The organism is Hyphomicrobium sp. D-2, from assembly GCF_029872155.1.
In the GTDB taxonomy this organism is placed as follows: Bacteria; Pseudomonadota; Alphaproteobacteria; order Rhizobiales; family Hyphomicrobiaceae; genus Hyphomicrobium_A.
Genome location: NZ_JARXLA010000003.1, coordinates 459,447 through 474,331 on the forward strand (window position 1 = coordinate 459,447; position 14,885 = coordinate 474,331).

Genomic DNA, 14,885 nt, shown 5'->3' on the forward strand with positions numbered 1-14,885 from the left:
ACGCCTGATATCCGTCAGCTAAAACGGCGCCCTGGCCCATGGCAAGAAAAGCTTGCCGGCGCATCACAACGGGCTGGTGATGGTGGTGGGCAGCGCTCGCGGCGGTAAATGCGACGCCGGTATCTCAGCCCAATGCTCGGCTCGGCTGGGTGGGCTTGGTGCGGCCGCGGACTTTTCCTCAGGTCGATAGGCTTGCGCCGAAAGCCCCGCATTTCAGGGAAGCCCCATCGTGCCCCGACACTTATGCGCCTGTGGCAGGCCGCCCCGAAGCCTGGAAAGCGCTGGCGCTAGTCTGCCGCGCCGGGCCTTGCTTCCATAACCACGACTCCGGTGCTATAGCCCTGCCGACATCGCTTCCGCTGGGCCGGAACCCGTGTCCCCCCAGCCCACAGGAGATAGTCGCCGATGGCCGCTCGGAATGGCCCGCTCATCATTGATTCCGCCGTCGCTCTCACGTTCGACGATGTCCTTCTTGTGCCAGCCGCCTCTGAGATCATGCCCAGTCAGGCGGATATCGGCACCCAGATAACCAAAGACATTCGCCTCAATATTCCGGTCGTGTCCTCAGCCATGGATACGGTCACTGAGGCCCGCCTTGCCATCGCGATGGCGCAGGAAGGCGGCATAGGTGTCATCCATCGCAACCTGACGCCGGAAGAACAGGCCCGGCAGGTCGCGCTGGTTAAGAAGTATGAATCCGGCATCGTCCTTAATCCGATCACGATCCATCCGGGCGCCACGCTGCGCTCGGCGCTGGCGATCATGGCGGATAACGCCATTTCCGGCGTGCCGGTGGTCGAGCAGGCCAGCGACGGCAGCAAGGGCCGTCTGGTCGGCATCCTCACCAACCGCGACGTGCGCTTCGCCACCAATCTGGACCAGCCGGTCTCGGAACTGATGACGAAGGAACGCCTGGTTACGGTGCGCCGCTCGGTTTCGCAGGAAGACGCCAAGCGCCTGCTGCACGAGAACCGCATCGAGAAGCTGATCGTTGTCGACGATCAGGACCGCTGCATCGGCCTCATCACCGTCAAGGACATCGAGAAGGCGGCCAAGCATCCGCACTCGGCCAAGGACGCCGAGGGCCGTCTGCGCGTCGCCGCTGCAACCACGGTGGGCGCTGACGGTTTTGAACGCACCGAACGGCTGATGGATGCCGGTTGCGACCTCATCGTCGTCGATACCGCGCATGGCCATTCCAGCCGCGTGCTGGCCGCCGTCGAGCGCATCAAGAAGCTGTCCAACTCGGTGCAGGTGGTGGCAGGCAACGTCGCCACTGCGGAAGCTACCAAGGCGCTGATCGATTGCGGCGCCGACGCCGTCAAGGTCGGCATCGGTCCGGGCTCGATCTGCACCACCCGCATCGTTGCCGGTGTTGGCGTGCCGCAGCTTACCGCGGTGATGAACTGCGCCAATGAAGCCAGCAAGCACGGCGTTCCGATCATTGCTGACGGTGGCATCAAGTTCTCGGGCGACGCCGTGAAGGCGCTCGCTGCCGGTGCATCCTGCGTGATGATCGGTTCGATGCTGGCGGGTACGGACGAGTCGCCAGGTGAGACCTATTTCTATCAGGGCCGTACCTACAAGGCTTATCGCGGCATGGGCTCCATCGGCGCCATGGCGCGCGGCTCGGCGGACCGCTACTTCCAGCAGGAAGTGACCGATACGCTGAAGCTGGTGCCGGAAGGCATCGAGGGGCAGGTGCCCTACAAGGGCCCGGTCGACAGCGTTCTGCACCAGCTTGTCGGCGGTCTGCGCGCCGGTATGGGCTATGTCGGTGCGCGTACGCTCGAGGAGCTCCGCGCCAAGGCGCAGTTCATCCGCATTTCGCCTGCCTCGATGAGCGAGAGTCACGCCCACGGTGTGCGCATCACGCGCGAGAGCCCGAACTATCCAGGTTCGGTCTAGCAGTATGCACCGGCGGCCGGCTCCCCGAAGGGGAGTCGCCGGTGCGAAACGACAATCACCGGCGGCCGGCTCCCCGAAGGGGAGTCGCCGGCGCAAAAAGAATGTCGCCGGTGTGAGCTAACGACGTCATCCCGGCGAAGGCCGGGATCCACGCCAGTTACCCTGCGATGCGCCGGTGGTGATGCACGTGTCGATGGTGGGGCGTAAAACCAGCACCGGCGGCCGGCTCCCCGCGGGGGAGGCGCCGGTGCAAAAACTGAACGGGAGCCTCGCCGATGCCAGTTTCCAGCCTGCTGCTGCCAGTGTTCGTTCAGGTCGCGCTGACGTTCGCTCTCATGCTGTGGATGGGCGCGCAACGCCGCCGTGCGCTCAATTCCGGCGCCGTGAAGCAGCACGAAATCGCGCTGCGCCAGCCGAACTGGCCGCCACGCGCGATGCAGATCGCGAACTGCTTCCACAACCAGCTTGAGCTGCCGATGCTGTTTTATGCACTGGTGGCGTTCATTCTCATCACTTCGACCAACAGCTTTGTGTTCGTGGTGCTGGCGTGGCTGTTCGTCGGCGCGCGATTGGTCCATGCTTATATTCACACCGGTTCTAATGCCGTGCTGCCGCGTTCTGCGGCTATGGCGGCCGGTGCAATTGCATTGATTGCGATGTGGGTGATCTTCGCCGTTCGCATTCTGGCGACAGGAGCCTGAAAATCATGCGCGCGGGCGCACGTATCGCAGCAGCAGCTGAAGTTCTCGACGACATTCTAAACCGGCACCGCCCCGCTTCGATGGCGTTGGCCAACTGGGGCCGTGCGCACCGCTTTGCTGGTTCCGGCGATCGCGCCGCCATCGGCACGCTGGTGTTCGATGCGCTGCGTCGCCGCCATTCCATCGCCGCCCGCATGGGCAGCGACGAGCCGCGTGCGCTGGCTTTGGGTGCCGCGTCCCGTGCGCTTGGTTTGAGCGCTGATGAAATTGCCGCCACCGCCGACGGTTCCGAGCACGCGCTGACGCCATTGTCGGACGACGAGATCAAAGGCCTGACTGCCGAACTGCCCGCCGATGTCCCGGCCTATGTCGCCGGCGATTTTCCCGAGTGGCTGCAGCCGTCACTTGAGCGCGCCTTTGGCTCCCGTGCTGCCGAAGAGGCTGCCGCGCAGGCCGCACGCGCGCCAATCGATCTGCGCGCCAACATGCTGAAGGCCTCACCGGACAAGGTGTTGAAGGCGCTGTCGCGCTACAATGCTGAAGCGACGCCCTATGCGGCGAACTGCGTGCGTGTGCCGGCACCCGAAGGCGCAGCCAAGGCGCCGCATCTGGAAGCTGAAACGGCGCACGGCAAGGGCTGGTTCGAAGTTCAGGACGAAGGCTCGCAGATCGCTGCACTACTGGCCGGTGCAGGCCCGCGCATGCAGGTGCTGGACCTGTGCGCGGGCGCGGGCGGCAAGACGCTGGCACTGGCTGCCGGTATGCAGAACACCGGCCAGATCTACGCCTATGACGCCGACAAGAAGCAGCTCCGCCCGATCTTCGAGCGTCTGAAGCGCGCCGGCGTGCGCAACGTGCAGGTGATGGACGGCGGCGAAGAGGATGCGCTGAAGGCGCTGGGACCGCGCTTCGATCTCGTGCTCGTCGATGCACCGTGCACTGGCTCGGGCACATGGCGGCGCAAGCCCGACGCGAAGTGGCGTCTGAAGCCCGCCAACCTTGAGGAACGCATCAAGGATCAGGTGGCGGTGCTGGAACTTGGCGCCGAGATGACCAAGCCGGGCGGCGCCCTTGTTTATGTCACCTGCTCGATGCTGCCGGAGGAAAACCGCGATCAGGTGACGGCCTTCATCGAGCGCCATCCCGATTTCGCGCTGGAGCCCTTTGCGCCGGTTTGGGAAAAGCAGGTGGGCGGGGCTGCACCTGCATCCGCTGACGGGCACACCGACACGCTGCAACTGACGCCCGCAAGCCACGGCACCGATGGTTTCTTCATCGCGCTAATGCGCCGACACAAACAGTGATCGGCGCGGCGCAGCAACGGGCGCGAATAATTGCGTCGCGCCTCTTGCAAAGCCACAAATCGAAAATAAGTTCGCCGGCTATTGGGCCATAGGGGCCTAGTATAGATCGGCCGTTCGTGGCTGAAGGGGGCAGCATAAGCCCCGGGTCAGAGCGCGGCCCTTTAAGGACATACGTCCATCATGGCACCAGTTGCCAAGGCGAAGCGCCCGAAGCGTCCCGCGCCGCGTTCGTGCCTCGGTCCCGTTGCGGATCTTGAGGCCCATTTGCCCGCCGAATGGTGGCGCAAACTTTTCAATGCTCTCTACGTGAAGACGGACGGCGACGTCGTCGAAAACAATGAGAACACACGCCGCGACGTGGATTTCATCCTCGCCGCCGCGCCGGTGCAGCCGCACAGCCAGATCCTCGATCTGTGCTGCGGGCAGGGCCGCCATTGCATCGAGCTGGCGCGGCGCGGTTTCCGCAACGTCACCGGCGTTGACCGTTCGCGCTATCTGGTGCGGCTGGCGAAAAAGCGCGCACAGAACGAGCGCCTGCAGGTGGCGTTCAAGGAGGGTGACGCCCGCAATCCGCGTCTGCCGGAAGCCAGCTTCGATTGCGTCGCCATCATGGGCAACTCGTTCGGCTACTTCTCCAACAAGCAAGACGACGAAAAAGTCCTGACCATGGTGGGCAAGCTGCTGCGTCCGTCCGGCCAGCTCGTGCTCGACATCACCGACGGCGCCTACATGGCCGATCATTTCGAGCGCCGGTCGTGGGAATGGATCGACGAGCATCATTTCGTCTGCCGCGAGCGCTCGCTGTCGGCGGATCGCGAGCGGCTGATCTCGCGCGAGGTCATCGTGCATGACGAGCTGGGCGTCATCGCCGACCAGTTCTATGCCGAGCGGCTTTACACGCGCGAGGGCATTGCGCGTCTGCTGGAAAAGGTCGGCTTCCGCAACGTGCGCCACCACGGCAGCACCGAGGCGCTGTCGGATCGCGATCAGGATCTCGGCATGATGGCGCGCCGCCTGCTGCTGTCGGCCGATGCGCCGGTCATCAAGCGCAAGCCGAAGGGCAAGGTGCAGCAGATCGACGTCACGGTTCTGATGGGCGATCCGCGCCTGCCCGACGCGGTGAAGCGCGGCGGCGAATTCCAGGCCGAGGACTACGAGACCATCCGGCGCCTCAAGGACGCGTTGTCGGAGTTGCCGGCTTATCGCTTCCGTTTTCTCGACAACCACGCCACCCTCGACCGCGACCTGTCGGAGCTGCGCACCGATCTGGTGTTCAATCTGTGCGACGAAGGCTTCAACAACGACCCGTTCAAGGAGCTGCACGTTCCGGCGATGCTGGAAGCGCTGGACATCCCGTACACGGGTGCAGCACCGCCCGCGCTCGCCGCGTGCTACGACAAGGGTCTGGTGCGCGCCGTCGCGATGACGCTCGACGTGCCGGTGCCGCTGGAAACGCATGTGCGTCCCGGCGATCAGGGTGCCACGCTGCCATCGGTGTTTCCGGCGTTGCTGAAGCCGAACTACGGCGACAGTTCGCAGGGCATCACCAAGGAAGCGGTGGTGCACAACGAAAAGGGTCTGCTCGACTACCTGGAGAAGCTGCGCATCGCATTTCCGCGCCGTCCGGTGCTGGTGCAGGAGTATCTGACCGGAGCGGAATATTCCGTCACGCTGATCGGCAACCCCGATCAGGGTTTGCGCGCGCTGCCCATTCTTGAGGTCGACTTCACCAAGCTCGATCCGAACCTGCCCAAGATCCTCGGATACGAATCCAAGTGGGAGCCCGATAGCCCCTATTGGACGCAGGTTTCGTATCACGAGGCCGAGCAACTGTCGGAGGTGCAGCAACAGCAACTCGTCGAGCATTCGACGCGCCTGTTCGAGCGCCTCGGCTGCCGCGATTACGCGCGCTTCGATTTCCGCGCCGATGCCAAGGGCGAGATCAAGTTGCTTGAGGTCAATCCCAATCCGGGCTGGTGCTGGGATGGGAAAGTCAACCTCATGGCAGGCTTCGCCGGTATGCGCTATGCAGACATGCTCGGACAGATACTCGCGGCCGCCGTCGAGCGTCTGTCCATTGTCGGCAAAGCAACTATGCAGGTTGAGGCAGCACAGTGACGAAATACTCAGGCTTGCTCGTGTTCGTTCTTCTCGTCGCGGGCGCGGCCTACACTGGATCAACGTACCTGCCAGGGCCGTTTTATGCGGCCCTGGAAAAGCCGGTGTGGACACCTCCCGATGAAGTGTTCATGCCCGTCTGGATGGCCCTTTACGCCATGATCGCGCTGGCCGGGTGGATTGCCTGGCGCGCGCAGGGGTTCGGTCCGTTGCTGTGGCTGTGGTTGCTGCAGCTGGCGCTCAACACCGCGTGGTCCTATTTCATGTTCGGCGAGAAGCAGATCGCATCAGCCCTGATTGACATCGGCGCGCTGTGGGCGGTCGTGCTCGCCTTCATCGTGCTGGCATGGCCGGTGCGTCGCTCGGCGGCGCTGCTGTTCGTGCCGTATTTCCTGTGGCTCAGCTATGCCGCAGCTTTGAACTTCGAGATCTGGCGCCTGAACACGTGATGTGAACGCGTGATCTGAACGTGTCACGTGATCACCTGAGGGGCCTTCTCACCATCAGCACGAGATGCAACGGGGTAACGCCTTCCACTGGAATGGCGCCGCCCCGTCGGTGAATGCTGTGCGCACCGATGATGCGCTGCTACAATCCAGCCGCGCAATTCGCCAATCCTCATTGGCCACCGCGCGGGGGATCGAAGATGAACCAGGCCGAAAGCATCGCTGCCTGAAGCCGCGCCGATGGCCGCGAGCGCCGCGCCGTCGTTGGCGTGCAGCGAGTGTGGGGCTGAGACAGCGGGCAATTTCTGCTCTGCCTGTGGTGCCGATCTGCGCACCAGCGCACTCAGCTTTCTGGGGCCCGCAGCCACATCTGTTCGGCGCAGCTTCCCCGCCGTCTATCTGAAGATCCTGCGCTCACCCATCCGCCAGACGGTCGCCTTCGCCGATGACAGGACCTATCGCGGCTACGTCTCGTTCGCGCTGACGGGCATTGCGCTCTACATTCTGTTTTTTGTTCCCATCGTCATCCGCATGGTCGTGCCCGGCACGGAGGGCGCGCAGCTCTCCGAAAGCATGCAGACGATGATGAAGGCGCTGTCGCAGGCCGGCATTTACGTCGGCATGGCGCTCACGTTCCTGCTCGCATTTGCGCTGTTCCGCGCCTTCGCCCCGGAGCGTCGGTCGTTCCCGGCCTATTTCAAGCTCTATGCCATCGCGATCGGATTTATGGCGCCGATCTACGGCATTTATGAATTTGCAATCCGTCTTGTGCCGGGTGGCGTTGGCATGTCGGCGCTTGGAAACGTTGGCGACGATGCCATGCATAATCCAACCGTGTGGGTGTCCACCGCGCTGGCGCTGCTGCTGTGGGGCTATTTCGCCGCCATCCATCGCCGCTTCTGGTCCACGTCCGTGTGGCTGGCGGTGGCGCTGTATTTTCTCGCGTCGTTCATCTCAAACTGGTTGAGCTATCATCTGATGTGGTGGATCGGGTTCCACACCGCGCGCATTCTCGTCGCTGCCGGCATCGTCACGCCGTAAGCCACCACCACCGCAGCACCGCCTACACGCAGCCGCACCGCGTCCTTCGCGCTTACTTTGCAGCGCCGGGATCGTCCTCAACGTGCCACTTGCCCTGCGGTGCCGATGTTTCCGCGCGCGAATTCCGCGCCAGCACGGCTTCGAACTCGGCGCGCGGAATGAGGGCGAAGCCCATGTCCTTCAGCGTCGGCGTGAAGTCTTTGCCGTCGTTCAGCACAAAGCCCCACTTCGCCAGGTGATGATTGAGGTAGCCAAACCCGATCTTCGAGGTGTTGCTGGCGCGGCTGAACTGGGATTCGGTGTAGAAGATGCGCCCCACCGCGATGCCATAGCCACCACCGACAAGCTCGCCGTCCGCGTCCCACACCTCAAACGAATGCGCGATGCCCTGGTCGTGCAGCGCCGCATACAGCTTCATGATCTTCGGCGTGATCCAGGTCAGCCCGGCGGCGCGGCCTTGCGCGGCGCGGCGCAGGCCTTGATCACCATCAGTCGAACGCCTCATCGAACGTCACGCGATAGGTGCCCTTGCGCATGATGCGGCGCGCGTCCTTCGAAAGCCGATACTGCGCCGGATCGACCACCATGCGGTTGTCGCGCGTCCACCACTTCAGCGGGCCGCAATGGCTCCACGGGAAATAGCCTTTGCGCGCCGCTGCCAGCACCCGCGCTGGGGTTATATCGCGGGCGACGCCGGCGAAGCCCTCCGGCCGCGCCTGCAGCGTCGCTTCGCCCGGCTCGCGCGTGCCACCACGCGCCACGTCGGCAGTCGCATGCCACAGCAGAAACGGCACATCGCCCGCGCGCTTGGGCTGGCAGGCATAGGCAACGCCCAGCACCCATCGCGTCAGTCGCTGCCGCATCGTTTCCCGAAACAGCTCGCGGCGGCTGGCGGTGATGTCGTCACCATCCTGCGCGACGATTTCCATGAACGGGGCGGCGACATTGGCCATTCCAGCTTCCTTTCGTGCGGCGCCGGCCACTACAACGCCGGCCGACACCTGCAAGCTGCCCGGCGGGGCTTACGAAAATCCCAACAAATGGAAATGATGCGCGCGCAGTGGCGGTTTCCTGACCAACAGGGTTAACCGGAGCGGGCAGGGGCGCAGGGCAGCGGCCGACAGCTCCAGCATTGTGCCGGCCAAGTGCGAAGACAGGCGATGCAACTTTCCCGTGGGCAGGGGCGCAAAAGCCCTGCAACGCGACGCTCGCCCGCCTTGACGGTCCGGATTGCGGGGTGTCTATGAGGCCACACATGTTGACACACCTTTGAGCGCGCCCGCTCCCGCATCGGCGATTATGGGCGCTCTAAGCCCTCGAAACGCGGAGATCACGTGAGCAGCCCTGTCGCGGATACCGACACCGTCCTCATCGTCGACTTTGGCAGTCAGGTGACGCAGCTTATTGCGCGCCGGGTCCGCGAGGCGGGCGTTTACTCCGAGATCGTGCCATTCAACCGCGCTTCGGAAGCGCTCGAGCGGCTGCAGCCCAAGGCGATCATCCTGTCCGGCGGCCCCGCATCGGTCACCGCTGAAGGCTCGCCCCGCGCGCCACAGGGCGTGTTCGAAAGCGGTCTGCCTATTCTCTCCATCTGCTACGGTCAGCAGACGACGGCGGTGCAGCTCGGCGGCGTTGTCGAGGGCGGTCACCCGGCCGAGTTTGGCCGCGCCGATGTCGTCATCAAGGAGCCGTCGGCGCTGTTTGAAGGCGTGTGGGAAGTCGGCAAGCGCTATCCTGTCTGGATGAGCCACGGCGATCGCGTCACGCAGATGCCCGAGGGCATCACCGTCAAGGCCACCAGCGAGAACGCGCCGTTCGCCGTTGCCACCGACGAGAAGCGCCGCATCTACACAACCATGTTCCACCCCGAAGTGGTGCACACGCCCGATGGCGCGAAGCTGCTGGCCAACTTCGTGCACCGCATTGCGGGCTTCAAGAACGACTGGACGATGGCGCACTTCCGCACGGCGGAAATTGCCAAAATCCGCGCTCAGGTCGGTGGCGCGCGTGTCATCTCCGGCCTGTCCGGCGGTGTCGACAGCGCCGTTGCCTCGGTGCTGATTCACGAAGCGATCGGCAATCAGCTCACCTGCATTTTCGTCGACCATGGCCTGCTGCGCCACAACGAGGCCGAGGAAGTCGTCCGCCTGTTCCGCGAGCATTACAACATTCCGCTGGTGCACGTTGATGCGCGCGAACGCTTTCTGGCCGCGCTTGCGGGCAAGAGCGATCCGGAAGCCAAACGCAAGATCATCGGTGGACTGTTCATTGATGTGTTCGAGGAAGAAGCGCGCAAACTCGGCGGCGCTGACTTTTTGGCCCAAGGCACGCTCTATCCCGACGTGATCGAAAGCGTTTCGTTCACGGGCGGCCCGTCCGTCACCATTAAGTCGCATCACAACGTCGGCGGCCTGCCGGAGCGCATGAACCTCAAGCTGGTCGAGCCGCTGCGTGAACTGTTCAAGGATGAAGTGCGCGCGCTGGGCCGCGAGCTGGGGTTGCCAGAAACATTCGTCGGCCGCCATCCGTTCCCCGGTCCCGGTCTCGCCATCCGCATCCCCGGCGAGATCACCGAAGAGAAGCTCAGCATTCTGCGTCAGGCCGATGCGATCTATCTCGACGAGATCCGCAAGGCCGGGCTTTACGACGAGATCTGGCAGGCGTTCGCCGTGCTGCTACCGGTGCGCACCGTTGGCGTCATGGGCGATGCGCGCACGTATGAATATGTCTGCGCGCTGCGCGCCGTCACCTCAACCGATGGCATGACGGCGGACTATTATCCGTTCGAGCACGCGTTCCTCGGCGCCACCGCCACCCGCATCATCAACGAGGTGCGCGGCATCAACCGCGTCGTATACGACATCACCTCCAAACCCCCCGGCACCATCGAGTGGGAGTGATGAGTTAGTTGCGAGTCAATAATCGAAAGGTAGAGAGCTGAACTCTGCTGTCCGATAGCTAAGCAGTAGAAGCGATCTAGCCGCGTCCCCGTTTGGCAAGATACACAAGACTGCCGACATGGCTCCAATGAGGGGGCAGCGCAGTGGCCGCCCCTCACAATAAATCTCCATAAAACGAAATCTCCATAAAACGACCAAAATATCAGAGCTTAAGAACAAATTTTTGTAGGTGTTTGAGAGATTCGTTGTAATTACTTTTGGGAATATTTATTTCAGTGCCGTCAGGCATCGTATAATTGGTCTGGCCAGGTAGCCTATGAAGAGGAATTCCTAAACTAGATGATACCTTGCCAGACGTGTGGAAATCTTTCACGTTTGACATGAAAATTTTTTCCCATTCTTTGTTCGTCGCAGGTGGAGTTGACACCGACGTGAATATAGTTGGGTCAGACCTATACTGATGCCAAGCAAAAGCAGATATTTCGTTTTTGATGGACCCATAAGCGTTCGCGACACCCAAATTTACCGTAAAATTGTTGAATGGCAGCTCAAATATTTTTGGCAACGAGAGCTTAAAGTAATTAACTTGCTTGTTGAATGTCTGCACTTTGTCTGCGTAAGTCTTTGATGCAGATGATGGATATTTTCCATACAATAACATCATTATGCCCTTGATGCCTTCCAGTGAGCTGTAGTCAGCCATTACTGGTATGACAATTTGATCCGAAGACACAAGAGCCATCTGTGTGTAAATGGAGAAGCTGGGATTACAGTCAATGAAGACAGTCATATCCTTAAAATCGGTCTTCGTTAACTCAGCATCACAGAGCCGTCGTATTGCTGTTACGTACTCCGCCCAAGCATTAACATTGCCTGGATTCATAGTTGCAAAGTTTAGCGCCAACGATAGAGATTCAAGGAACGAATCCCCGGCAATCAAATAGACGTTATTTGCAATCTCACCGTTATAGCGTTGAACATGAGTCATGTAGCTTGAGGGAATGCTGGTGAAACCAGAATTTCCGCTCAGCAGCCAATCCATGAAGCCTACGATGTTTCTTCGAGTTGCTTGAGACTGTAGTCGTTGGTTCTCGTCATATCCCTTTTTACCACCACCTAGAAAAAATTGGGAAATGTTGGCTTGAGGGCACAAATCGATCACGAGTACTAGTTTTTCTGGGTTTCTCTCCGCATATAAACTGGCGGCGTTTTGGCACAAAGTAGTTTTGCCAACTCCTCCCTTATTATTGTAAAAAGCAAATATTTGCGTTGCCATTAATCACCCGTTTTTCATCCAGGGGGAGAAGATGAAGGAATGTTGTCATATTGGCAACCATTGTTCGCGACCTCCTTCGCCTTCGCAATCTGATACGGAAGGCGATCCCGTGATCGGCTAGAGTTCATTTTTTTGGGGGGCTGGTCGGCCGCGCTGCAGAGGGGTGAAGCTTCGTCAGCCGCGATGCGCCCAGTGCGCATATAGCCCGTCGCCCGCAGCCGCCGCGTCATCTGCAACCGGCGGTACATGCCTGATCGCCATCGACTGTTCGCCCAACGGCAGCCGCAGGTCGTCGTATATCGCCGCCGTTGAAAGTCCGAACGGCTCGGCGTCGGCGTTTGAATAGGCGTAAGCAACCAGACCAACGCCCGCCATCCGCATCGCCGCCAGACACATCGGGCACGGATGACCGCTGGCAAACACGGCGGCGCCTTTCAGCGCATCGGATCCGTGCGCACGCGCCACCGCGCGCAGCGCCAGCAATTCGGCGTGATCGGTAATGTCGCCGCTGCGATGGAACTCATTGACGCCGGTCGCGATCACCTCGCCATTGCGCACCACCACCGCCCCGAACGGACGCCCGCCTTCATCGACATTGGCGCGCGCCAGTGCCACGGCCTGCCGCAAAAACCGATGGGTGTCTACTAAGGTGTCCATGGCCCGGGCGTTACGGTGATCGTCGGTAGCTTCGGCAGTCGTCATTGGCCTTGCAGCGCGCTCTTCTGTGCCTTGCGGCGCTGAGAGTGTGCACGCAACCGCGGCGCGAGATACCAGCAAATCGGCGCGGCCAGCAGCAGGCTGGCAACGATGATGATCGGAAACCACTCGGCAAGGTACTGCGCCTGCTCCGTCAGCATCATCAGCGGCAGAATTCCTGCCCCAAACAGCACGCCGCTCACCATCGGATACAGCAGGGCGGCAATCGCAAGCCGGTCGGTCATGGCAGTTCCTCGCATTTACTCCACAGCGGAGCAACGAACGTTATTCCATTGAGGTTCCGAATTCGTATCCTTCGTGCCAAAGGGCAACGGTGCGTCGCCCGGTGCCGAACGATTCAATGCGAGGGATTTTGCTATGAAGCCGATCACCATCTACGGCATTCCCAACTGTGACACGATGAAGAAAGCGCGCAGTTGGCTCGAAGCGCACGGTGTCGACTACACGTTTCACGATTATAAAAAGGTCGGCATCGATGCGGAGCGGCTGGCCGCGTGGAGCAAGAAGGTCGGATGGGAGACGCTGCTTAACCGCGCGGGCACCACGTTTCGCAAACTTGCGGACAGCGACAAGCAGGACCTGAATGAAGCGAAGGCCATCGCGCTGATGGTGGCGCAGCCCTCGCTCATTAAGCGCCCGGTGCTGGAACTCGGCGGTGGCAAACTGCTGGTTGGCTTCAAACGCGAGATTTACGCCGACGCGCTTCCGGGTTGAGCAACGGCACCCTGATGCGCACAACGTAACGATAAATGGCGGCTCACAGGGTGCGCCACCATTCAGTCTTTTACGCAGCAGGGATTACCCGCCGATCACGCCAGCAGATCGCGCACCATCGGCATCACCTTGCTGCCGTACAGCTCAATGCAATGCATAAGCTTGTCGTGCGGCAGCATTCCGGCGCTGTACTTCAGATCGAAGCGTGCGGCGCCGATCTCCTTCACCGTGGTCGCGATCTTGCGCGCCACCGTTTCCGGCGCACCGACATAAAGCGATCCGTGCGTGATCTCGCGATCGAACTGTGCGCGCTGCAACGGCGGCCAGCCGCGGCTGGCGCCGATCTGATCGTGCATGCACTTATAGTCCGGCCACATCTCTTCGCGCGCTTGCTCATCGGTGTCGGCGATATAGCCGGGTGAATGTACGCCGATCGGCAGCACCGGCTTGCCGAACTCAGCCAGCGCGTTGCGATAAAGCTCAGCGTAGGGCGCAAACCGGCGTGGATCACCGCCGATGATGGCCAGCATCAGCGGCAGTCCGAAGTGGGCCGCGCGCACGACAGATTCCGGACTGCCGCCAACGCCGATCCACGTTTTCAGCGTGCCGTGTTCAATCGGCGGATAGACGCTCTGGTTGGTCAGCGCCGCACGGGTCTCGCCCTGCCACGTCACCGGTTCGTTGCGCAGCAACTGCACGAAAAGGTCGAGCTTTTCGGAGAACAGTTTGTCGTACTGGTCGAGCGCATAGCCGAACAACGGAAATGACTCCGTGAACGACCCACGTCCCAGGATAACCTCCGCGCGCCCGTTCGATGCAGCATCGAGCGTTGAGAAGCGCTGATAGACGCGCACAGGCTCATCGGAGCTGAGCACCGTTACCGCCGAACCAAGATGGATGCGCTTCGTCTGTCCGGCGATGGCCGCCAGCACAACGTCCGGGGCAGAGATCGAGAAGTCGGCGCGGTGGTGTTCGCCGACACCGAAGAAATCGAGCCCGAGCTGATCGGCCAGCACCGCTTCTTCAATCACGTCGCGGATCACCTGGGCGTGCGATTTTAATTCGCCGTCTGCGCCTCGCGTCACATCGCCGAAAGTGTCCAGTCCCAGTTCAAGAGCTTGCGTCATGGTTTCACCGATGATGCTGAATGTGCAGACTTAAGTGGGAGGCGTTGGCGTGCACTTCCAGCTCACGCGATGCCGCACGCAAACCCAAGCGATGCCGTGTTCGGATACAAAATCGTCTAGAGATGAATTTTTGACGATCAGGCTTCGGCAAGCAGTGTGGCGCTGATGGCGCCGAGCGCAGCCAGGGCATCGTGGGGCGATAGACGCACCTGCAACCCGCGTTGCCCGCCGTTGATGAAAACCAGATCGTGCGCCAGCGTTGCGGCTTCCAGCGCCACGGGCACCCTGCGCATCTGCCCGAACGGACTGATGCCGCCCACCTTGTAGCCGGTCAGCCGCTCCGCATCGGCTGGCTTCATCATTTGCGCGCTCTTGCCGCCGAACGCCGCCGCCAGCTTTTTCATCGAGACCTCGGCATCGGAAGGCACAATCGCGCACACCGGCTTGCCGTCGACCTCGGCCATCAGCGTTTTGAGTACCCGCGATGGATGCTCGCCGAGCGCTTCCGCCGCCTGCAATCCGGTGCGCTGGGCATCGGGATCGTAGGCATAGGTGTGCACGGTAAATGTCACCGCGTGCTTTGCCAGCATCTGCGTTGCGCGAGTTGCTTTCGCCAACTCAATTCTCCGCCGC

The 14,885-nt window shown here is 61.5% G+C and carries 15 protein-coding genes; 8 read left to right on the plus strand and 7 right to left on the minus strand.

From position 1 onward, the window contains the following. Positions 1–405: 405 nt before the first annotated feature. The 6 genes from guaB to QEZ49_RS08010 all read left to right on the plus strand — a co-directional run bounded on the left by guaB (position 406) and on the right by QEZ49_RS08010 (position 7,518). Positions 406–1,908 (plus strand): IMP dehydrogenase, encoded by a 1,503-nt coding sequence (gene guaB, locus QEZ49_RS07985; RefSeq protein ID WP_280385794.1) that lies wholly within the window; start codon positions 406–408, stop codon positions 1,906–1,908. A 275-nt stretch (positions 1,909–2,183) separates the two neighbouring features. After that, positions 2,184–2,609 carry an MAPEG family protein gene (locus QEZ49_RS07990; protein WP_280385795.1) on the plus strand — a complete coding sequence of 142 codons (426 nt, stop codon included), beginning with the start codon at positions 2,184–2,186 and terminating at the stop codon, positions 2,607–2,609. Positions 2,610–2,614: 5 nt separating this feature from the next. Beyond that, positions 2,615–3,913 (plus strand): RsmB/NOP family class I SAM-dependent RNA methyltransferase, encoded by a 1,299-nt coding sequence (locus QEZ49_RS07995; RefSeq protein WP_280385797.1) that lies wholly within the window; start codon positions 2,615–2,617, stop codon positions 3,911–3,913. A 180-nt stretch (positions 3,914–4,093) separates the two neighbouring features. Beyond that, positions 4,094–6,031, plus strand: coding sequence for a methyltransferase domain-containing protein (locus tag QEZ49_RS08000; protein ID WP_280385799.1), 1,938 nt, complete (start codon positions 4,094–4,096; stop codon positions 6,029–6,031). Then, positions 6,028–6,480 carry a tryptophan-rich sensory protein gene (locus QEZ49_RS08005; RefSeq protein WP_280385801.1) on the plus strand — a complete coding sequence of 151 codons (453 nt, stop codon included), beginning with the start codon at positions 6,028–6,030 and terminating at the stop codon, positions 6,478–6,480. The genes QEZ49_RS08000 and QEZ49_RS08005 overlap by 4 nt, the downstream gene beginning before the upstream one ends. Before the next feature lie 237 nt (positions 6,481–6,717). After that, the gene (locus QEZ49_RS08010) at positions 6,718–7,518 is read left to right on the plus strand and encodes a hypothetical protein (protein WP_280385803.1); all 801 of its coding nucleotides are present in this window, start codon (positions 6,718–6,720) and stop codon (positions 7,516–7,518) included. Positions 7,519–7,570: 52 nt separating this feature from the next. Here the strand turns inward: QEZ49_RS08010 and QEZ49_RS08015 are convergent, their stop codons facing one another. Together QEZ49_RS08015 and QEZ49_RS08020 are read right to left on the minus strand one after the other, a co-directional pair. Then, positions 7,571–8,023: a leucyl/phenylalanyl-tRNA--protein transferase gene (locus tag QEZ49_RS08015; RefSeq protein ID WP_280385804.1), complete on the minus strand. Its 453-nt coding sequence runs from the start codon at positions 8,021–8,023 to the stop codon at positions 7,571–7,573. Next, positions 8,007–8,471, minus strand: coding sequence for a hypothetical protein (locus tag QEZ49_RS08020; RefSeq protein WP_280385806.1), 465 nt, complete (start codon positions 8,469–8,471; stop codon positions 8,007–8,009). The genes QEZ49_RS08015 and QEZ49_RS08020 overlap by 17 nt, the downstream gene beginning before the upstream one ends. 381 nt (positions 8,472–8,852) lie before the next feature. Here QEZ49_RS08020 and guaA point away from each other — a divergent pair, with 381 nt between their 5' ends. Continuing rightward, positions 8,853–10,418, plus strand: coding sequence for a glutamine-hydrolyzing GMP synthase (gene guaA, locus QEZ49_RS08025; protein WP_280385808.1), 1,566 nt, complete (start codon positions 8,853–8,855; stop codon positions 10,416–10,418). A 202-nt stretch (positions 10,419–10,620) separates the two neighbouring features. On the opposite strand, the gene QEZ49_RS08030 is transcribed toward guaA, so the two are convergent. The 3 genes from QEZ49_RS08030 to QEZ49_RS08040 all read right to left on the minus strand — a co-directional run bounded on the left by QEZ49_RS08030 (position 10,621) and on the right by QEZ49_RS08040 (position 12,635). Continuing rightward, positions 10,621–11,694, minus strand: coding sequence for a ParA family protein (locus QEZ49_RS08030; RefSeq protein ID WP_280385810.1), 1,074 nt, complete (start codon positions 11,692–11,694; stop codon positions 10,621–10,623). Positions 11,695–11,868: 174 nt separating this feature from the next. Continuing rightward, positions 11,869–12,351: a nucleoside deaminase gene (locus QEZ49_RS08035; protein ID WP_280386010.1), complete on the minus strand. Its 483-nt coding sequence runs from the start codon at positions 12,349–12,351 to the stop codon at positions 11,869–11,871. A gap of 41 nt (positions 12,352–12,392) precedes the next feature. Continuing rightward, a complete protein-coding gene (locus QEZ49_RS08040; protein WP_280385812.1) occupies positions 12,393–12,635 on the minus strand; it encodes a hypothetical protein in 243 nt (80 codons plus the stop codon). Positions 12,636–12,768: 133 nt separating this feature from the next. Here QEZ49_RS08040 and QEZ49_RS08045 point away from each other — a divergent pair, with 133 nt between their 5' ends. Continuing rightward, entirely contained in the window at positions 12,769–13,125 is a 357-nt protein-coding gene (locus QEZ49_RS08045; protein ID WP_280385813.1) for an ArsC family reductase, read from the plus strand. Between the two features lie 95 nt (positions 13,126–13,220). Here the strand turns inward: QEZ49_RS08045 and QEZ49_RS08050 are convergent, their stop codons facing one another. Beyond that, positions 13,221–14,252 (minus strand): LLM class flavin-dependent oxidoreductase, encoded by a 1,032-nt coding sequence (locus QEZ49_RS08050; protein WP_280385815.1) that lies wholly within the window; start codon positions 14,250–14,252, stop codon positions 13,221–13,223. A 137-nt stretch (positions 14,253–14,389) separates the two neighbouring features. Beyond that, entirely contained in the window at positions 14,390–14,869 is a 480-nt protein-coding gene (gene ybaK, locus QEZ49_RS08055; RefSeq protein WP_280385817.1) for a Cys-tRNA(Pro) deacylase, read from the minus strand. Positions 14,870–14,885 lie beyond the last annotated feature (16 nt).